This is a genomic window from Amycolatopsis sp. GM8 (assembly GCF_021653975.1).
Taxonomy (GTDB): Bacteria; Actinomycetota; Actinomycetes; order Mycobacteriales; family Pseudonocardiaceae; genus Amycolatopsis_E.
In genome coordinates this window covers 60,341-78,217 of the sequence record NZ_JAJKFK010000007.1, presented here as the reverse complement: position 1 = coordinate 78,217, position 17,877 = coordinate 60,341, and the positions used below count along the sequence as shown (strand labels likewise).

Here is a 17,877-nt window from a genome sequence, read left to right as displayed (position 1 = left end):
CCGGTCAAGACGCCCAGGGCGCGTTCACAGGTGGACTACCAGGTAGTAATGTGCGCTCGTCAGGTTGATCCTGGTGTTTCTTGTTGAATGGTGTTGACTCCTGGAGGTGCACCGGTGCATGTCCTAGCCGCAGCGAACCTGCGACTTGATGCGAGTGCGATCGACTACGTGTTGCTCGCGTTCTACTTCGTGCTGGTGCTCGGCATCGGCTACCTGGCCCGAAGGCAGGTTTCGACCAGCCTCGACTTCTTCCTGTCCGGGCGGTCGCTGCCGGCCTGGGTCACCGGGCTCGCCTTCATCTCCGCGAACCTCGGCGCGATCGAGGTCATGGGCATGTCGGCCAACGGCGCGCAGTACGGCCTGCCGACCGCGCACTACTTCTGGATCGGCGCCGTCCCGGCGATGCTGTTCCTCGGCGTCGTGATGATGCCGTTCTACTACGGCTCCAAGGTCCGCAGCGTCCCCGAGTTCATGCTCCGCCGCTTCGGGCCCGCCGCGCACTGGGTCAACAGCGCCAGCTTCGCGCTCGCGCAGATCCTCATCGCGGGCGCGAACCTGTACCTCCTGGCGAGCGTCGTCAACCTGTTGCTCGGCTGGCCGATCTGGGTCTCGATCATCATCGCGGCCGCGATCGTGCTCACTTACACCGCGCTGGGCGGCCTCTCCGCCGCCATCTACAACGAGGTGCTGCAGTTCTTCGTCATCCTCGCCGCGCTCATCCCGCTCACCATCGTCGGCCTGTACAAGGTCGGCGGCTGGAGCGGCCTGATGGACAAGGTGACCGGCAGCCCCGGCGGTGCGGAGCAGCTGCACTCCTGGCCCGGCAACCAGCTGACCGGGTTCTCCAGCAACTTCCTCTCGGTGCTCGGCCTCGTCTTCGGCCTCGGGTTCGTGCTGTCCTTCGGCTACTGGACGACGAACTTCGTCGAGGTCCAGCGCGCGATGGCGTCCAAGAGCATGTCCGCCGCGCGCCGCACCCCGATCATCGGCGCGTTCCCGAAGATGTTCATCCCGTTCATCGTGATCATCCCGGGCATGATCGCCGCGGTCACCGTGACCGAGCTGATGGGCCAGAACAAGCAGGCCCTGCTCGACGGGCAGAGCGCGCCCAGTGGCGCGACCTTCAACGACGCGCTGCTGTTGCTCATGCGCGACGTGCTGCCCAACGGCATCCTCGGCGTCGCCATCGCCGGTCTGCTGGCCTCGTTCATGGCCGGGATGGCCGCGAACCTGAGCTCCTTCAACACGGTGTGGACCTACGACATCTGGCAGACCTACATCAAGAAGAACAGGCCGGACGGGTACTACCTCAACCTCGGGCGGATCGTCACCGCGATCGCCACCATCCTCGCGATCGGCACGGCGTTCATCGCTTCGACCTACTCGAACCTGATGGACTATCTGCAGACCCTGTTCTCGTTCTTCAACGCGCCGCTGTTCGCCACGTTCATCCTCGGCATGTTCTGGAAGCGGATGACCAAGGCGGCGGGATGGTCGGGCCTGGTGTTCGGGACCGCGTCGGCGATCGTGGTGTTCGTGCTCAACGAGACCGGCACGATCAGCCTGCCGGGCCAGGGCGCCAGTTTCGTCGCGGCCATCGCGGCCTTCGTCGTCGACATCGTCGTCAGCGTCGTGGTCACCTACGCGACGCAGCCGAAGCCCGAGACCGAACTGGTCGGCCTCGTGTACTCGCTCACCCCGAAGTCCACGCGCGAGCACTCGACGACGGGCGACGACGCGGGCTGGTACCGCAACCCGGTCCTGCTGGCCGGTATCGCCCTGGCCATCACCATCGTGCTGAACATCGCCTTCTAGGAGGACGACCGTCATGGCAACGGAACCAACGCCGCGGACGCGCAAGGCAGGCGCGTTCGACATCCGGCTGATCATCGCCCTGCTGACGGGCGTGTACGGCATCGTCCTGACGATCATGGGCGCGGCGTTCACCAACGACGCCGACATCACGAAGGCCGCGGGTGTCAACATCAACCTGTGGGCCGGCATCGGCATGCTCATCTTCACCGCGCTGTTCGTGTTGTGGGCGCTCGTTCGCCCGATCCGGGTGCCGGAGGAAGAGCCCCCCGCCGAATAACACGGTTCGGCGTACTCGGCGAGGCCGGTGCGGTTACGGTGCAGGCGTGCGTTCTCCTGCCCGGTCCGCCCGGCCTCGTTTCGTGCTGGTCCTGGCCGCGCTGCTGATCGTGTCGACGGGCACGGCCTGCGGGCCGGATCTCGGCAGGCAGAACTTCCCGCGGACCACGGTGACCGCGTCCGCCGCGGCGGACGGTCCGATCACCGACGAAGCCGTCTCCTTCGCCACGCTGCGCACCATCGACCCGTGCGCGCTGCTCGGCTCGCAGGCGCTGGCCGATCTCGGCACGGTCCGGGCAGGCTCGCAGGACCCGTCCGCGCTCGGTGAGTGCTCCGTCGATCTCACGGACGCCGGGGGTAAGGACCTGTCGCTGCACCTGCAGTTCGACGACATCACGCTCACCAACGGCAGCACTCCCGGCGCGGTCGGCGGACTGCCGTTGCTCGTCAACGGTCCGGACGGCAACTCGTGCACCGCCACCGCCGTCACCTCCTACACGCCGGGCTACGGCATCTCGGTTCGCGTCGGCTACGACGGCGGAGATCCTTGCCGCGCCGCGCAAAGCGGGCTGCAGGTTGTCGTGCAACGCCTGCACGACAACCCCGCCAAGCTGCCCCAGCCGTCGGGGTCGCTCGTCGCCGTCGACTTCTGCGCGATCGTCGACGAGGGTCTCGTCACGAACGTGCTCGGCCGTGGCTCGAAGTCGTCGGTCTACGGGCTGCACGGGTGCACGTGGTCGGGTGGCCTCGCGACCGCGTATCTGGACTACGACATCCGGCTTGTGCCGGACGCCCGCGACGGGGCGGCGCCGGTGGATCTGGGCGGCGGCGTCACCGGCTACCAGAAGCTGGAGACCGGCGCCGGGCGACAGTGCACAATCGACTGGCTACACCGCGCGACGGGGGACGGTAAGGGCGAGGTGGTGTCGTTCAAGTACGACAACTTTCACGACGACGCGGGCAATGACGACGCCTGTGGCAAGGCCGCGACGGTCGTGAAGGGCCTGCTTCCCGCGCTGCCGGGCGCCTAGCGGGCGGGCAGGATCGAAGGTAGACAGAGTACCGGAGATCGAAGCCAACGGAGGCGGGCCAATGAAAAAGATCATCAATGATCCGGCCGATGTGGTCACCGAGTCGTTGCGGGGTTTCGTTGCCGCCCACGCCGACCTCGTGCGTGTCCAGTACGAACCGAATGTGGTGATCCGGGCCGACGCGCCCGTCGCCGGGAAGGTCGCGCTCATCTCGGGTGGCGGCTCCGGCCACGAGCCGATGCACGGCGGTTTCGTCGGTGAGGGCATGCTCGACGCGGCCGCGCCGGGCGCGGTGTTCACCTCGCCCACACCGGACGCGATCCAGGCCGCGGTCTCGGCCACCACCGGCGAGGCGGGTGCGCTGCTGATCGTGAAGAACTACACCGGCGACGTGCTGAACTTCGAAACCGCCGCCGAACTCGCCGCGGCCGAAGGGCTCGACGTGCGCAGCGTCGTGATCGACGACGACGTCGCGGTCGCCGACTCGACCTTCACCGCCGGTCGCCGGGGTGTCGGCGGGACGATCCTGCTGGAGAAGATCACCGGCGCGGCCGCCGCCCGCGGGGACTCGCTGGACGCCGTGGAAGCGTTGGCGCGCAAGGTGATCGGGCAGGTTCGCTCGATCGGGGTGGCACTCACCGCGCCGACCGTGCCGCACGTGGGGGAGCCCAGCTTCGACCTCGCGGACGACGAGATCGAGTTCGGTATCGGTATTCACGGCGAGCCCGGCCGTGAGCGCATCAAGCTCGAACCGGCCGACGCGCTGGTCGAGCGCATGATCAACGCGGTTGTCGAGGACCTACCCTACGGTGCGGGCGATCGGGTGGTGTTGTTCACGAACTCGATGGGCGGTACTCCGCTGGTCGAGCTGTATCTTGCGCACGGGATCGCCGAACGCCTGCTCGCCGAGCGGGGCATCACGGTCGAACGGCGGCTCGTCGGGCCGTACATCACCAGCCTGGAAATGCAGGGAATCAGCATCACACTGCTCAAAGTGGACGATGAGATGGTGGACTTGTGGGATGCTCCGGTGAAGACCGCCGGACTGCGCTGGAGGGCCTGAGATGAGTTGCACCGCGAGCGGGGTCGCGGATGCGTTGCGTGCCGCCGCTGCCGTGGTCGCCGAGCACCGCGTCGAGCTGATCGAACTCGATCGCGCGATCGGGGACGGCGACCATGGCGAGAACATGAACCGGGGATTCACCGCCATAGTGTCCGCTTTGGACACTGCGGTGCCGGAGACGCCGGGTGCCGTGCTGAAACTGGCCGCGACCACCCTGATCTCGAAGGTCGGCGGTGCCGCCGGTCCGTTGTATGGAACGGCTTTCCTGCGCGCTTCGACGGCTGTCGGGTCCGAATTGGACACTGCCGCGGTTGTCGCCGGGCTGCGGGCCGCGCTGGAAGGTGTGCAGGCGCGCGGCAAGGCCGTCGAGGGTGACAAGACGATGGTCGACGCGCTGATCCCCGCGGTGGCCGCCGCCGAACAAGCGGCCGGCACCGAAGGTGCGGACATCGCGGCTGTGCTGAGCGCGGCCGCGGATGCCGCTGCCAAGGGTGCTGAGTCCACTGTAGATTTGGTGGCGCGCAAGGGTCGGGCGTCGTACCTTGGTGAACGGAGCGCCGGTCATCTCGATCCCGGTGCCCGGTCCACGGCCCTGCTGCTCGGCTCGTTCGCGAGGGCGGCGCGGTGACCGTCGGACTGGTTCTGGTGTCCCACAGTGGAAAACTGGCCGAAGGACTCGCGGAGGTCGCCGAGCAGATGGCGCCCGATGTGCTGATCGTGCCCGCGGGTGGCCTGCCCGAGGGCACGATCGGCACGGACTACGACCGGGTCGTGGCGGCGGTCCAGCGTGCTGATCGCGGTGATGGCGTCGTGCTGTTGTATGACCTGGGCAGCGCGCAGATGACTGCCGAGCTGGCGGTCGAGTCGCTGCCCGATCCCGAAGCCGCTGTCGTCGCGGACGCCCCCTTCGTCGAAGGCACGGTCGCGGCCGCCGTCGCCGCCCAGGGCGGGGCGAGCCGTGCCGATGTCCTCGCCGCCGCGGCCGCCGCCGGTGCGCCGGACCTGGCAGCTCCCACAGCGACCAGGGGAGCGGACGTGGATCGCGTAGAATTGGTGCTGCACAACGAAGTTGGCCTACACGCACGCCCGGCCGCAGTGATGGCTCGTGCACTGGTAGGCGTCGAAGCGGATGTCAGCGTGGCACTCGGCGAGCAGGAGGCCGATGCCCACAGCGTCCTAGCCCTGATGTCGCTAGGCGCCCGCAAAGGCGACCGGATCGAGGTGCGCGCACGTGGCGCACAGGCCACACAAGCCCTCGACGTCGTCCGGAAGCTAGTCGAGGAAAACTTCGGCGAGGCCTAGGACACGGCCCCACCGCGCAGCACGCAAACTCACGCGCACCACGAGCAAATTCACCGACGCAGCGGGCAAACACGCCCGCGCAGTCCGCACCCGCCCCTCGGCAGACGAGCCTGGCTACGGAACGTAACCACCAACCCAGCCCATCCATATCCCCCGCAACCCCGATAGAAAGCCGCCCTAGCGGTTGGCGGGTCGTGTCAAGGGTGACCGCGCCAGCGGTCATCGCGAAGCGACGCCGAAGGCGCCCTTGATACGGCGTGCCAACCGTTAGACGATCGGCGATCGGGGTGGGCCATCACAGCCACCCGGCGCGAAGCGCCGGGACCCCTCGCGGAGCGAGGGGAAAGAAAAAGATGTCCTCGCCGGACGGGCAGGCTCCAGGATGACTCAAGCCCAAAGGGATCTCACCTTGAGTGGGTGGTTGAGTTGGGTGGTCATCCCGTCGCCTGCGGTTTCGAGTATCACTTTTCCTCAGGGCCGCAAGCTTTGTGTTCTCGGGCGCAAGCCGGGCAGGAAGGTTGCGGCCCTGACGAAAAGTGATCGTTCCTGTGTCAGGCGACGGGATGACCACCCAACTCGGCCCATGGCCTTACGGCCTTACGCCTCCCGGCGTCGCTAGTTCCCACATCCACAAGCACCGCCACAGCAACCTCCACCACCGCCGCCGCCACCACCCATGGGGGCGCCGACGGAGCCGGTCAGGGCCACTGTCGTGAGGAGCTTCACCGTGTCGGCATGGCCTTCGGGGCAGGTGGCGGGTGCGCTGGACTCGCTCATGGGCCGGTTGACCTCGAAGGTTTCGGTGCACTCGCGGCACCGGAAGGCGTAAGTCGGCATACGAACATTATCGGCCGGGAGTGCGGATGTGGGGTAGTCCCTGCCAAGCTGTGTTCGTGGATCTGCCAAGCCCGCAAAGCCAGCCCCATCTGGCCCAGGTGGTGCCGTCCGTCCTCGCCGCGCTCGACGTCCCCGGGTACGCCGACACCCTCCGGCTGCCCCCGATCACCAGCGCCTGCGTGTTGCTGATCGACGGCCTCGGCTGGGAGCTGCTCGAACAGTTTGCCGAGGACGCGCCGGTGCTCGCGGCGATGTCCCGTAGTCCGTTGCAGGTCGGCTATCCCGCGACCACTGTTGCCGGGCTTGCGGCGATCGGCACCGGGGTGACGTCCGGTGAGCATGGGATGACCGGGTACACCTTCGAGGTTCCTGGCGTCGGGGTGCTGAACGCATTGCGGTGGGCCGGGCATCCGGGCGGGCCGGATCTGCGTGAACAATTGCCGCCGGAGGACGCGCAGCCGCTGCCGACGACATTCGCCAGGGCGGCAGCCGCCGGAGTGGACTCGGCCGTGGTGTCCGACGCGCAGTTCGCCAAATCCGCGCTGACCGAAGCCGTGCAACGCGGCGGCCGGTACGTCGGGGTGTTCGCGCTCGGCGACCTCGCCGCGTCGATTGTCCAAATTCTTCAGAAACCCCGCAGCTTCTGCTACGGCTACCACAGCCAGCTCGACATGCTCGGCCACGTTTACGGCCCGGGATCACCGGCGTGGCGTCATCAGCTCAAGCACGTCGACCGGCTCGTCGAGTCTATTGTGGACAGTCTGCCGGCGGGCCGGATGCTCACCGTGGTCGCCGATCACGGCATGATCGCCCTCGACGAGTCGACCGTGGATCTCGACGCGACGCCGTGGCTGCTCGAAGGAGTGCGCGTGATCGCGGGCGAAGCACGGGCGCGGCATGTCTACGCGGACAACGGCGCGATGGACGACGTGCTCGCCGTGTGGCGGTCCGAACTCGGGGACCGGGCGTGGGTCGCCACCCGCGACGAGGCGATCGACGCGGGGTGGTTCGGACACCGGGTCAGCGACCGGGTGCGCCCGCGGATCGGCGATCTCGTCGTCGCCGCACGCGACCGGTTCGGCATGGTGCGCCGCACGGCCGAGCCGATCGAGTCGTCCCTGATCGGCCAGCACGGCTCGCTCACCACGGCGGAACAGTTGGTCCCGCTCGCGATCGCCTACGGCTCCTGACGCCGCAACCCGTCGAGCATCACTTCCACCAGCCGCGGGGCCGCGTCGGGTGAGTTCTGCGACGCGGAGCCGATGCCGTGCGCCATCAACAGCAGGTCCCGCGGCTTGATGTCATCGCGGATGGCGCCGACGTCCTGCGCCGCCACGACCATGTTCTCGGCCGCGTCGTAGAGCATGGTCTTGCACAGCGCGAACGTCTGCGAGTCGCGGTCCATCGCCGCCTTGAGCGTCGCCGCGAGCCCGTGGTTCTGCACGACGAACCCGACGTGTTCGCGCACCCACTCCGCCAGGGCGTCGCCGGGGGAGTGCGACTCCGCCAGTTCCGCCGCCCGCTCCGTCAGCTTCTCGACGTCCGCCCGGTAGACAGCTTCGATGAGCGCCTCGCGGTTGGGAAAATGCCGGTAGAGCGTGCCCGGGCCCACGCAGGCGCGGCGGGCGATGTCGTCGAGCGGCGCTTCGGGGCCGTGCTCGGTGAAGGCTTCCCGTGCGACGTTGACGATCCGTTCGTAGTTGCGGCGTGCGTCGGCACGCATGGGCCGTGGTGTCGCCGTTGATCCCACCGGCACTCCTTCTGGAAGCGGACGCAATCTCCGGATAGACTTGCGCAACCGGAGACTTCCTCCATATGATAGCTGCATAGAAGCGGAGAGTGTGTCCGCTTGCTTTCGCGCATCCAATGGAGCCTTTCTTGTCTGAGAGAACGCTGTCCACGAACGCTCCGGCGCTCACCGGGACGAGAGTCCGGCCGAACCGGCCCGGCATCGTCCTCGCCACCCTGCTCGCCTGCCAGCTGATGATCGTCCTGGATGCCACGGTGATGAACGTGGCGCTCCCGCGCATCCAGTCCGACCTGCACTTCAGCGCCACCTCGCTGTCCTGGGTGATCAACATCTACACCCTCGTCTTCGGCGGTCTGCTGCTGCTCGGCGGCCGCGTGGGTGACCTGTTCGGCCGCCGCCGCGTCTTCATCGGCGGCCTCGCCCTGTTCACCCTCGCCTCACTCGTCGGCGGCTTCGCCACCTCCGCGGAGTGGCTGCTGATCGCCCGCGTCGCGCAGGGCCTGGGCGCCGCGGCCGCGGGACCCAGCACGCTCGCCCTGCTCACCACCACGTTCACCGAGCCGAAGGCACGACTGCGCGCGCTCGCCCTGTTCTCCGGGATGTCCAGCGCGGGCTTCGCGGTCGGACTGATCCTCGGCGGCCTGCTCACCGAATGGCTGTCCTGGCGGTCGGTGCTGTTCATCAACGTGCCGTTCGGCATCGCCGCGGTCATCTTCGCCACCCGCTATCTCCAGGAGCCCGAACGGCACCCGGCCAAGCTCGACCTGCCCGGCGCCATCACCGCGACCGGTGGCATCGCGGCCATCGTGTATGGCTTCATCCGTGCCGCGAGCAACGGCTGGGGCGACAGCTACACGCTGATTTCGCTGTTCCTCGGGATCGGCCTGATCGGGGCGTTCCTCGCGATCGAGATCCGCGCCGAACAGCCGTTGCTGCCGCTGCGCCTGTTCGCCGAGCGCAACCGCGCGGCGGCGTACGTGAACTTCTGCCTCGGGCCGATGGCTGGCATGTCGATGTTCTTCTTCCTCAGCCAGTACCTGCAGGAAGTGCGCGGCTTCGGCGCGCTGGCGACCGGGTTCGCGTTCCTGCCGATGGCGCTGCTCGTGTTCGGCACGAGCCGGCTGATCCCGCGGCTGCTGCCGCGGTTCGGGCCGAAGCCGCTGACGCTGACCGGCACCGCTCTGATGGCCGCTGGTCTCGCGCTGCTCACCCAGCTGTCGGTCGACAGTAGTTACTTCCCGCTGCTGTTCGTGCCGCTGGTGCTGATGGGTTTGGGTATGGGGCTCGCGTTCTCGCCGCTGAACGTGATCATCATGTCGACCGTGCCGCCGCGCGACGCGGGTGCCGCCGGTGGCGTGCTGCAGACGATGCAGCAGGTCGGGGCGACGCTCGGGCTCGCGATCCTCGTCACGATCTTCGGCACCGCCACCCGGCACGCGACCGGCTCGCCGCACCAGGTGCTGGTGCACGGGATGACCACGGCGTCCATCGCCTCCGTCGTGATCGCGTCGCTGGCGTTCTTCGTCGCGCTCACCTTCCGGAAAGTCGCCCCCCGGTAACTTGGTCGGCGTGCCTCGCCGCAACCGACCCGACCGTGGCCGCCGCGTCGAACTCGGGGCGGCCACGGGCTGGGCGCGCGCGGAATCGGCGCCGGACGGCGAGTGGCTCGTCCGCACGGTGCCGGGTTCCCAGGCGACGAAGGTCTACCGCTGTCCGGGCTGCGATCACGAAATCCCCGCCGGCGTGGCGCATGTCGTCGCCTGGCCCGCGGACGAGACCGGTTCCGTCGCCGACCGGCGGCACTGGCATCGCCCGTGCTGGCAGGCCCGCGCCCGCCGCGGCCCGACACGCCGCCGCTGACTACGCCGTTGGTGGGCAATCACGTTTTCGGGTATTCCCCGGTCGGCCCTCGGGCCACTCTGGACGCCGTGAAGGTCGTTACCGGGAAAGGAAACCCATCATGTCGAAGATCACCGTCGGCCAGCAGAACTCCGAAGCCATCGAGATCTACTACGAGGACCACGGCAGCGGGCAGCCCGTCGTCCTGATCCACGGCTACCCCCTGAACGGGCATTCGTGGGAGAAGCAGGAACGCGTCCTGCTCGAGGCCGGTCACCGCGTCATCACCTACGACCGCAGAGGGTTCGGACAGTCCAGCCAGCCCACCATCGGCTACGACTACGACACGTTCGCCGCCGACCTCAACGCGCTGCTGGAGCGCCTGCAGCTGGAGGACGTCGTGCTGGTCGGGTTCTCGATGGGCACCGGGGAGGTGACCCGTTACCTCGGCACGTACGGCTCGGCCCGGGTGCGCAAGGCCGTGCTGATGGGCGCGATCCCGCCGTTCCTGCTCAAGACCGACGACAACCCCGAGGGCGTGGACCGGTCGGTGTTCGACGGGATCAAGGCCGCGGTGCTGAAGGACCGGCCGGCCTACTTCAAGGACTTCCTCGACAACTTCTACAACGTCGACACCTACCGGGGCACCCGCATCAGCGACCAGGCCTGGCAGAACAGCTTCAACGTCGCGGTCGGCGCGTCCGCCTACGCCGCCTACGCCTGCGTCGACACCTGGCTCACCGATTTCCGCGAGGACCTGCCGAAGATCGACGTGCCCGTCCTGCTGGTGCACGGCGACGCCGACCGGATCCTCCCGTACGAGGTCACCGCGGCGCGCCTGCCCGCGCTCATCAAGGACCTCGAGCTGGTGACGGTGAAGGGCGGCCCGCACAACATCGCCTGGACCCACTGGGAAGAGGTCAACACCGCCCTGCTCGACTTCCTCCGTCGCTGAACATTCTCTAGTCCCGGCGGAAGTGGCGGGTGAGCGCGCCTTCGTAGATGGTCTCGAGATAGGTCCGGAAACCCAGCCGCTTGGCCACGTTGAGCGACGGCTGGTTGGTCACGTTCACGCTGATCTGCACCGGATACTCCGGTACTTCCCGGTCGGCCCACGCGATCACCGCCGTCGCCATCTCCGTCGCGTAGCCCTTGCCCCAAGCCTCGGGCAGGAACCTGTAGTACAGGTTGACGATGTCCTCGCCGTTGAACCGCCGCAGCTGCAGCCCGCCGATGCCGAGCGTGTCGTCGCCGGCCAGGTCGTCGACCAGCACGTAGCAGAACCCGTCGACGCGCCAGTCTCGCAGCCACGAGTCGAACTTGGCGTTGCTCTGCTCGACGTCCGGCAGGTCCGGGTTGTACTTGTTCGTGCGCGGATCGCTCTGGATCCGGACCACCGTCTCGCGGTCGGCTTCGGTCAGCCGGCGCAACAGGAGCCGCTCGGTGCGGATGTCGGGGAACTCGACGGTCACCCCACGACGCTAGCGCGACGGTCCGACACAATAGGGCACTATGGCCGATCTGCCGCTCGTTCTGCTCCACGCGTTCCCGGTCGACGCCCGGCTGTGGAACCCGGTCCGCGAGCCCCTCGCCGCGCACGTCCGGCTGATCACGCCGGATCAGCGGGGCCTGGGTCGCAGCCCGCTGCCGGGGACCGATCGCGCGCCCAGCCTCGACGACGCCGCGCGCGATGTCGTCGCGCTGCTGGACAAACTCGAACTGGACCAGGTCGTGCTCGGCGGTTGCTCGATGGGCGGTTACCTGACGATGGCGGTGCTGCGGCTGGCGCCGGAACGCGTCGGCGGGCTGGTGCTGATGGACACCAGGGCGAGCGCGGACGCGCCCGAAATCGTGGCGAACCGCGAACGCGTCGCGACCCGCGCCGAGTCCGAGGACAGCCTCGGCTGGCTCTTCGAGGAGATGCTGCCGAACCTGCTGGCCGAGCGGACCCGCACCGGGCGGCCCGACGTCGTGGAGACCGTGCGCGACCTGATCGAGTCACAGCGGCCGTCCGGTGTCGCGTGGGCCGCGCGAGCGATGGCGGCCCGGCCGGATTCGATGGATGTGCTCGCAGCCGCCGATGTCCCGGCGCTCGTCGTGGTCGGCGACGAGGACCGGCTGACCCCGCCGGAAGACGCCCGGGCGATGGCGGACGTGCTGCCGAAGGCGGAGCTGGTGGTCCTCGCCGGCGCCGGTCACCTCACCGCGCTCGACGCCCCGGCCGCCCTCACCGAGGCGATTCTCGGCTGGCTGTAAGGAAGGCGTCCACGGCCGCCTCCGCCTCGCGACGCAGGCCGGGGAACCGCGCGGCCTTGACGAACCGCCAGCAGACGCCGAACACCTCGCGCAGCCGGAGGTACGCGTCGACCCCCTCGACGTCGCCGGGATAGGCCGCCCGCGCGGCCGGGACGAGGCAAGCGAGATCCCACGCGATCGGGCCGCGCCAGGTGTCCTCGAAGTCGAACCACCGCGGGCCGTGCTCGCTCAGCATCAGATTTCGCACATGGGCGTCGCCGTGCAACGGCTGGACGGGCAGCTCCGGCAGCCCCGCCACCACCCGCGCGGCCGCCTCGTGCATCCGCTCGTCGTCGACGAAATCCAGCGCTCGCCGCAGATCCCCGACCGGACCGGCCTCACCCAGATCGCCGGGAAACTCTCGCAGCGCCGCGTGCAGCGTGGCCAGCAGACCGCCGGCTTCCGCGGGTGCGAAGACATGCCCGGGGTCGTGACGTGTGAAATGCCACAGTGTCACCGGAAGATTGTTCGCGAAGTGCGGTCCGGGGTCTTCGTACGGCGGAATGACCGGTGCGTCCCGCTCCGCCAGGAACGCCGACAATGCGACGTCACGGGCCATCCACGCCTCGACGCCCGGGCGCAGCAGCCGCGTCGTCGCCGGCACGCGCGCGACCACTGAACCCAGTCTGACCAGCACGTTCGACCGTTCCGCGAGTACTTCCGGCGCCTCGGTCGCCAGCCCGAGCCGCCGGCCGACGGCGACCGCCGTGTCAAGAGCCGTCCGCACGAACGCGTCTACCATCGCGTGATCTTCCCAGCCGGTGCGCAGTGCTGTCGGACGCGAGGGATACGATCCGATCGGCTGCCGCGGCGGCCGCAGGCAGATACCGAGGTTCTTGGAGGCAGGAGTGACAGCCGTAGCCCCGCAGCCGATCGCTACGCGGCCGTATCCGGCGCGCGAGACGGTGAAGGGTTCGTTCCTGCTGCGGTTGTTCCGCACGACGGACCACAAGCAGATCGGCATCATGTACCTCGTCACGTCGTTCGCCTTCTTCATGGTGGGCGGCGCGATGGCGATGCTGATCCGCACGGAGCTGGCGCGGCCGGGACAGCAGTTCCTGTCGAACGAGCAGTACAACCAGCTGTTCACCATGCACGGCACGATCATGCTGCTGCTGTACGCGACCCCGATCCTGTTCGGGTTCGCGAACTTCATCATGCCGCTGCAGATCGGCTCGCCCGACGTGGCGTTCCCGCGGCTCAACGCGTTCTCGTACTGGCTGTACCTGTTCGGCGGCATCATCGTGGTGTCCGGCTTCCTCACCCCGGGTGGCGCCGCCGACTTCGGCTGGTTCGCCTACACCCCGCTGTCGGACGCGATCCACTCACCCGGCGTCGGCGCCGACATGTGGCTCGCCGGCCTGGTGGTGTCCGGTCTCGGCACGATCCTCGGCGCGGTCAACATGATCACCACGATCGTCTGCCTGCGCGCGCCCGGCATGACGATGTACCGGATGCCGATCTTCACCTGGAACATCCTGGTCACGTCGATCCTGATCCTGCTCGCGTTCCCGATCCTGACCGCGGCGCTGATGGGCCTGATCGCCGACCGGCACATCGGGGCGCACGTGTTCGATCCCGCCAACGGCGGGGTGATCCTGTGGCAGCACCTGTTCTGGTTCTTCGGCCATCCCGAGGTGTACATCGTCGCGCTGCCGTTCTTCGGCATCGTGTCGGAGATCTTCCCGGTCTTCTCCCGCAAGCCGGTGTTCGGCTACAAGGGCCTGATCTGGGCGACGCTGGGCATCGCGGCGCTGTCGGTCGCGGTGTGGGCGCACCACATGTACGCCACCGGCGCGGTGCTGCTGCCGTTCTTCTCCTTCATGACGTTCCTGATCGCGGTGCCGACCGGTGTCAAGTTCTTCAACTGGATCGGCACGATGTGGAAGGGGCACCTGACCTTCGAGACGCCGATGATCTTTTCGATCGGCTTCCTGGTCACGTTCCTCTTCGGCGGTCTGACCGGCATCCTGCTGGCCGCGCCGGCGATCGACTTCCACGTGTCGGACAGCTACTTCGTGGTGGCGCACTTCCACTACGTGCTCTACGGCACGATCGTGTTCGCGACGTTCGCCGGGATCTACTTCTGGTTCCCGAAGATCACCGGCCGGATGATGGACGAGAAGCTGGGCAAGCTCCACTTCTGGACCACGTTCATCGGCTTCCACACCACGTTCCTGGTGCAGCACTGGCTCGGCGCGGAGGGCATGCCCCGTCGGTACGCCGACTACCTGCCCACGGACGGGTTCACCACGCTGAACACGATCTCCACGATCGGCGCGTACATCCTCGGCGCGTCCACGCTGCCGTTCATCTACAACGTGTTCAAGAGCTACCGCTACGGTGAGCTGGTCACGGTCGACGACCCGTGGGGCTACGGCAACTCGCTCGAATGGGCCACCAGCTGCCCGCCGCCGCGGCACAACTTCACCGAGCTGCCCCGGATCCGCTCCGAGCGCCCGGCGTTCGAGCTGCACTACCCGCACATGGTGGAGCGGCTGCACACCGAAGGCGAGATCACCTTCACCGGCAAGCCGAAGCTGGAGAACGGGCACAAGGCGCCGTCCCAGGCGATCACCGAGGGAGTCATCCCCGGGTCCCACCGCAAGGACAACGCTTCGGAGCAGTGACTGAGAGAACCTGACGTCGTCGGCCCGGTGCGTGGGAGATCACGTGCCGGGCCACGCGTCTGTCCGGGATGCTTTTCCGTGGAGGTAACGAACACAGTGAACGAGCTGACCCCGGTCCTGATCACGACCACGGGCCCCGACAAGCCCGGCGTCACCTCCGTCCTGTTCGCGGCGCTGACCCGGCACGGTGTCGACCTGCTGGACGTCGAGCAGGTCGTGATCCGCGGGCAGCTGGTGCTCGGCGTGCTGGTCGGCGTGGAGAACGATCCCGAGGGCCTGCAGGAGGCCGTCGAGCAGGCGATGGCGACGGTGCGGATGACCGTGGACGTGCGCATCGGTTCGGCCATCGGCAAGGACCCGTTCGCGCCGGGCCGCCAGGGCTCGACGCATGTCGCCGTGATCCTCGGCCGCCCGCTGACCGCGCGGGCGTTCACCGACGTGGCGCGGCGGCTGGCCGCGCTCGGCGCGAACATCGACGCCATCCGCCGGATCGCCGACTATCCGGTCACCGGCCTCGAAGTGCGCCTGTCCGTGCCGAACGACACCGAACAGTCCGATGTGGAGCTTCGCTCGGTGCTGGCGGACGTCGCGTCCAGTGGTGGCCTGGACATCGCCATCGAGCGGGCGGGGCTGGCGCGGCGGGCGAAGCGGCTGATCGTGTTCGACGTGGACTCGACGCTGGTGCAGGGCGAGGTCATCGAGATGCTCGCCGCGCACGTCGGCGTCGAGCAGGAAGTCCGTGAGATCACCGAAGCCGCGATGCGCGGCGAGCTGAACTTCACCGCGTCGCTCGAACGCCGCGTCGCCCTGCTCGCGGGGCTGCCGGAGTCGGTGCTCGACGAGGTCGCGGACGCGATCACCCTCACCCCCGGCGCGCGGACCACGGTGCGCACGCTCAAGCGCCTCGGCTTCCGGTGCGGAGTCGTGTCCGGCGGGTTCACGCGCATCATCGACCGGATCGTCGACGATCTCGGCCTGGACTTCGCCGCCGCGAACGAGCTGGAGCTCGCCGACGGCGCGCTCACCGGCCGCGTGGTCGGCGACATCATCGACCGCGAAGGCAAAGCGACCGCGCTGCGGCGGTTCGCCGGGGACTACGGCATCCCGCTCGCGCAGTGCGTGGCCGTCGGCGACGGGGCGAACGACATCGACATGCTGCGCGCGGCGGGGATGGGCATCGCGTTCAATGCGAAGCCCGCGCTGCGCGAGGTCGCCGACACCGCGCTGTCGCACCCGTACCTGGACGCCGTGCTGTTCGTGCTCGGCGTGACCCGCGCCGAGGTCGAGGCCGCCGACGCGGCTGACGGGCTCGAGCTCGCCCGGCCATGAGCATCCTCGAACCGCTCGCTGCGCGCTACGCGTACTGGCTCGGCCTGCCCGCCGAGGAAACCGCGCTGCCGGAGGCGTCGCCGGAAGAAGTCCGTGCGATGCCGGTGATCTTGCGTATGGAGAAGGCCACCCCGCCCGGCCGCACCGCCCTGCTGGAGGCGGCGGCGAGCGCGGCGCTGGCCGTGTGCCTGGACGAGCGCGCGCAGCCGGGCGGCGAATGGCACGACGAGGTGCGGGACTGGGCGTCCAGCCACATCCGCAAGGTCGCGCGCCGCGCGCGGGGCACGCATTGGCAAGTGGCACAAGAGTTTCCGGGCGTCACGGTGACCGTCGCCGGTGCCGAGGTGCGTGCTCTCGTGCCCGGCCGCGTGGTCGATGTGCCGAAGGAGATCGCCCGGTTGCAGATCCAGGGCAGTGACCTGCCGCCCGACGAGCCGCCGCCGGATCCGGGCGAGCTGCCGTTGCTGCTGCTGAATCCGGAGGTCCCGATGACCGTCGGCAAGGCCGCGGCACAGGTCGGGCACGGCACGATGATCCTCGCTTCGCTGCTGGACGCACCGGAGCTGGCGGCCTGGGGCGAGCGCGGGTACGCGTGCGCCGTCCGGACGCCGAGCGTGGCGCGGTGGAAGCAGCTGCATCCCGGTGACGATCCGGAGGGGGCATGGCGTTCCCGGCAGGTGGTGGCGGTGCGGGACGCGGGGTTCACCGAGGTCGAGCCCGGCACCGTGACCGTCCTCGCGCAGTACCGGTAGCCGGGAACATCAGGTCCCGGTGCGCGGTTGGCGCCGGTGGAAGGGAGTAGCCATGGGTCTCGAGGTGCAACGGGTCGGGGAGCACGAGTTCGTCGGCCGCAACGAGCGGGGTGCCGAGGTTCGGCTGGGGCGCAAGGGCGCCGAGGGCGCGTTCTCGCCCGCGGAACTGCTGCAGGTCGCCGCGGCGGGCTGCTCGGCGGTGACCGCGGAGCACCTGATCACGCGGCGGATCGGCGACGACTCGAAGTTCCGGGTCGAGGTGTCCGCGGACCGGCGTGAGGGCGCTTCGGAGCTGGACGCGGTGCACGTGAAGTTCGACGTGGACGTGTCGAGCCTGGCCGAGGACGACCGGAAGGCGCTCGCGGAAGCCGTCGACCGGGCGATCGACAAGCTCTGCACCGTCAGCCGCACCTTGAAGAAGGGCATCCCGGTGACCGAAGAGTTCCCGACAGCCTGACCGAACGCAGAACTCGCCGTCCTGAACGTACGACTCGCGGGCGCACGCGCGAGTCCGACGTCGGGAACCGCGAGTCCGACGCTCGCGACGGTGAGTTCGACAGCCGGGCGGGCTAGTTGGACTCGGACTTCCAGACGACGTACGCCTTGTCGGCGTCGGTGGTCATCGCCTCGACGAACTTGTCGTTGTCGAAACCGGGCAGAGTCTGTAGGCGCTCGATGAGGGCATCCGCGGCCGGGTCACCGCTCGGCACCGCCGTGCCGTGGCCGTCGGCGCCGGCCAGCATCAGGAACACATCCTCGTTCCACGGGCCTTCGGGGATCACCCTGACCACCACGGCGGACAGCTCCGCCCAGGTGACCGACTCCTCGCTCCCGTCGGCGAGCTGGCGGCGCACCCCGATGTCGTCGACACTGACCGTGCGCGATTTCGCGCGAGGCGAGTCCTGAGACACGGCGCTCCTTTGTGCTGTCATTCACTTCACCGTAGCCCCGTGCCGAT

Annotated in this window: 20 protein-coding genes; 15 read left to right on the top strand and 5 right to left on the bottom strand. The window is 68.6% G+C overall.

Translation table 11 applies throughout. From position 1 onward, the window contains the following. Positions 1 to 114 precede the first annotated feature (114 nt). The 6 genes from LOZ83_RS29150 to dhaM all read left to right on the top strand — a co-directional run bounded on the left by LOZ83_RS29150 (position 115) and on the right by dhaM (position 5,487). Positions 115 to 1,815 carry a sodium:solute symporter family protein gene (locus LOZ83_RS29150; RefSeq protein ID WP_236794925.1) on the top strand — a complete coding sequence of 567 codons (1,701 nt, stop codon included), beginning with the start codon at positions 115 to 117 and terminating at the stop codon, positions 1,813 to 1,815. A gap of 13 nt (positions 1,816 to 1,828) precedes the next feature. Next, complete coding sequence (locus LOZ83_RS29145) at positions 1,829 to 2,092, top strand: hypothetical protein (RefSeq protein WP_236794924.1); 264 nt, start codon at positions 1,829 to 1,831, stop codon at positions 2,090 to 2,092. 46 nt (positions 2,093 to 2,138) lie between these two features. Beyond that, the gene (locus tag LOZ83_RS29140; protein ID WP_236794923.1) at positions 2,139 to 3,122 is read left to right on the top strand and encodes a DUF3558 domain-containing protein; all 984 of its coding nucleotides are present in this window, start codon (positions 2,139 to 2,141) and stop codon (positions 3,120 to 3,122) included. A gap of 61 nt (positions 3,123 to 3,183) precedes the next feature. Beyond that, positions 3,184 to 4,185, top strand: coding sequence for a dihydroxyacetone kinase subunit DhaK (gene dhaK, locus LOZ83_RS29135; protein WP_236794922.1), 1,002 nt, complete (start codon positions 3,184 to 3,186; stop codon positions 4,183 to 4,185). Position 4,186: 1 nt separating this feature from the next. Next, on the top strand, positions 4,187 to 4,813 hold the full coding sequence (gene dhaL, locus LOZ83_RS29130) for a dihydroxyacetone kinase subunit DhaL (protein WP_236794921.1): 627 nt from the start codon (positions 4,187 to 4,189) through the stop codon (positions 4,811 to 4,813). Beyond that, positions 4,810 to 5,487 carry a dihydroxyacetone kinase phosphoryl donor subunit DhaM gene (dhaM, locus tag LOZ83_RS29125; protein ID WP_236794920.1) on the top strand — a complete coding sequence of 226 codons (678 nt, stop codon included), beginning with the start codon at positions 4,810 to 4,812 and terminating at the stop codon, positions 5,485 to 5,487. Before dhaL ends, dhaM begins: the two co-directional genes overlap by 4 nt. Positions 5,488 to 6,102: 615 nt before the next feature. On the opposite strand, the gene LOZ83_RS29120 is transcribed toward dhaM, so the two are convergent. Continuing rightward, on the bottom strand, positions 6,103 to 6,324 hold the full coding sequence (locus LOZ83_RS29120; RefSeq protein WP_236794919.1) for a zinc ribbon domain-containing protein: 222 nt from the start codon (positions 6,322 to 6,324) through the stop codon (positions 6,103 to 6,105). A gap of 56 nt (positions 6,325 to 6,380) precedes the next feature. Between LOZ83_RS29120 and LOZ83_RS29115 the strand changes: the two genes are divergently transcribed. After that, on the top strand, positions 6,381 to 7,514 hold the full coding sequence (locus LOZ83_RS29115) for an alkaline phosphatase family protein (RefSeq protein ID WP_236794918.1): 1,134 nt from the start codon (positions 6,381 to 6,383) through the stop codon (positions 7,512 to 7,514). On the opposite strand, the gene LOZ83_RS29110 is transcribed toward LOZ83_RS29115, so the two are convergent. Beyond that, on the bottom strand, positions 7,502 to 8,047 hold the full coding sequence (locus LOZ83_RS29110; protein WP_236794917.1) for a TetR/AcrR family transcriptional regulator: 546 nt from the start codon (positions 8,045 to 8,047) through the stop codon (positions 7,502 to 7,504). The genes LOZ83_RS29115 and LOZ83_RS29110 overlap by 13 nt on opposite strands. Positions 8,048 to 8,202: 155 nt before the next feature. On the opposite strand from LOZ83_RS29110, the gene LOZ83_RS29105 reads away from it, so the two are divergent. From LOZ83_RS29105 to LOZ83_RS29095, 3 genes are all read left to right on the top strand, one after another. Continuing rightward, on the top strand, positions 8,203 to 9,633 hold the full coding sequence (locus tag LOZ83_RS29105) for an MFS transporter (protein ID WP_236794916.1): 1,431 nt from the start codon (positions 8,203 to 8,205) through the stop codon (positions 9,631 to 9,633). 10 nt (positions 9,634 to 9,643) lie between these two features. Then, positions 9,644 to 9,934, top strand: coding sequence for a hypothetical protein (locus LOZ83_RS29100; RefSeq protein ID WP_236794915.1), 291 nt, complete (start codon positions 9,644 to 9,646; stop codon positions 9,932 to 9,934). A 100-nt stretch (positions 9,935 to 10,034) separates the two neighbouring features. Next, the gene (locus LOZ83_RS29095) at positions 10,035 to 10,868 is read left to right on the top strand and encodes an alpha/beta fold hydrolase (RefSeq protein WP_236794914.1); all 834 of its coding nucleotides are present in this window, start codon (positions 10,035 to 10,037) and stop codon (positions 10,866 to 10,868) included. 7 nt (positions 10,869 to 10,875) lie between these two features. Here LOZ83_RS29095 and LOZ83_RS29090 read toward each other — a convergent pair whose 3' ends face one another. Next, positions 10,876 to 11,385 (bottom strand): GNAT family N-acetyltransferase, encoded by a 510-nt coding sequence (locus tag LOZ83_RS29090; RefSeq protein WP_236794913.1) that lies wholly within the window; start codon positions 11,383 to 11,385, stop codon positions 10,876 to 10,878. A 40-nt stretch (positions 11,386 to 11,425) separates the two neighbouring features. On the opposite strand from LOZ83_RS29090, the gene LOZ83_RS29085 reads away from it, so the two are divergent. After that, positions 11,426 to 12,169 carry an alpha/beta fold hydrolase gene (locus LOZ83_RS29085; RefSeq protein WP_236794912.1) on the top strand — a complete coding sequence of 248 codons (744 nt, stop codon included), beginning with the start codon at positions 11,426 to 11,428 and terminating at the stop codon, positions 12,167 to 12,169. Here LOZ83_RS29085 and LOZ83_RS29080 read toward each other — a convergent pair. After that, positions 12,141 to 12,950, bottom strand: coding sequence for a phosphotransferase (locus LOZ83_RS29080; protein ID WP_236794911.1), 810 nt, complete (start codon positions 12,948 to 12,950; stop codon positions 12,141 to 12,143). The genes LOZ83_RS29085 and LOZ83_RS29080 overlap by 29 nt on opposite strands. Positions 12,951 to 13,056: 106 nt before the next feature. Here LOZ83_RS29080 and ctaD point away from each other — a divergent pair, with 106 nt between their 5' ends. From ctaD to LOZ83_RS29060, 4 genes are all read left to right on the top strand, one after another. Then, complete coding sequence (gene ctaD, locus LOZ83_RS29075; RefSeq protein WP_236794910.1) at positions 13,057 to 14,838, top strand: cytochrome c oxidase subunit I; 1,782 nt, start codon at positions 13,057 to 13,059, stop codon at positions 14,836 to 14,838. Between the two features lie 105 nt (positions 14,839 to 14,943). Next, positions 14,944 to 16,167 (top strand): phosphoserine phosphatase SerB, encoded by a 1,224-nt coding sequence (gene serB / locus LOZ83_RS29070; RefSeq protein WP_236795333.1) that lies wholly within the window; start codon positions 14,944 to 14,946, stop codon positions 16,165 to 16,167. After that, positions 16,164 to 16,919 (top strand): peptidyl-tRNA hydrolase, encoded by a 756-nt coding sequence (locus LOZ83_RS29065; RefSeq protein WP_236794909.1) that lies wholly within the window; start codon positions 16,164 to 16,166, stop codon positions 16,917 to 16,919. Before serB ends, LOZ83_RS29065 begins: the two co-directional genes overlap by 4 nt. A 52-nt stretch (positions 16,920 to 16,971) precedes the next feature. Next, positions 16,972 to 17,376: an OsmC family protein gene (locus tag LOZ83_RS29060; protein WP_236794908.1), complete on the top strand. Its 405-nt coding sequence runs from the start codon at positions 16,972 to 16,974 to the stop codon at positions 17,374 to 17,376. 112 nt (positions 17,377 to 17,488) lie between these two features. On the opposite strand, the gene LOZ83_RS29055 is transcribed toward LOZ83_RS29060, so the two are convergent. Further along, the gene (locus LOZ83_RS29055) at positions 17,489 to 17,830 is read right to left on the bottom strand and encodes a hypothetical protein (protein ID WP_236794907.1); all 342 of its coding nucleotides are present in this window, start codon (positions 17,828 to 17,830) and stop codon (positions 17,489 to 17,491) included. Positions 17,831 to 17,877: the final 47 nt, after the last annotated feature.

Bases quoted from the DNA above. Each gene is read 5' to 3' on its own strand.
- dhaL (WP_236794921.1), top strand. From the start codon at position 4,187: ATGAGTTGCACCGCGAGCGGGGTCGCGGATGCGTTGCGTGCCGCCGCT.
- dhaK (WP_236794922.1), top strand. From the start codon at position 3,184: ATGAAAAAGATCATCAATGATCCGGCCGATGTGGTCACCGAGTCGTTG.
- LOZ83_RS29120 (WP_236794919.1), bottom strand. From the start codon at position 6,324: ATGCCGACTTACGCCTTCCGGTGCCGCGAGTGCACCGAAACCTTCGAG.
- LOZ83_RS29080 (WP_236794911.1), bottom strand. From the start codon at position 12,950: ATGGTAGACGCGTTCGTGCGGACGGCTCTTGACACGGCGGTCGCCGTC.
- LOZ83_RS29110 (WP_236794917.1), bottom strand. From the start codon at position 8,047: ATGCGTGCCGACGCACGCCGCAACTACGAACGGATCGTCAACGTCGCA.
- LOZ83_RS29095 (WP_236794914.1), top strand. From the start codon at position 10,035: ATGTCGAAGATCACCGTCGGCCAGCAGAACTCCGAAGCCATCGAGATC.
- LOZ83_RS29060 (WP_236794908.1), top strand. From the start codon at position 16,972: ATGGGTCTCGAGGTGCAACGGGTCGGGGAGCACGAGTTCGTCGGCCGC.
- LOZ83_RS29085 (WP_236794912.1), top strand. From the start codon at position 11,426: ATGGCCGATCTGCCGCTCGTTCTGCTCCACGCGTTCCCGGTCGACGCC.
- LOZ83_RS29145 (WP_236794924.1), top strand. From the start codon at position 1,829: ATGGCAACGGAACCAACGCCGCGGACGCGCAAGGCAGGCGCGTTCGAC.
- LOZ83_RS29065 (WP_236794909.1), top strand. From the start codon at position 16,164: ATGAGCATCCTCGAACCGCTCGCTGCGCGCTACGCGTACTGGCTCGGC.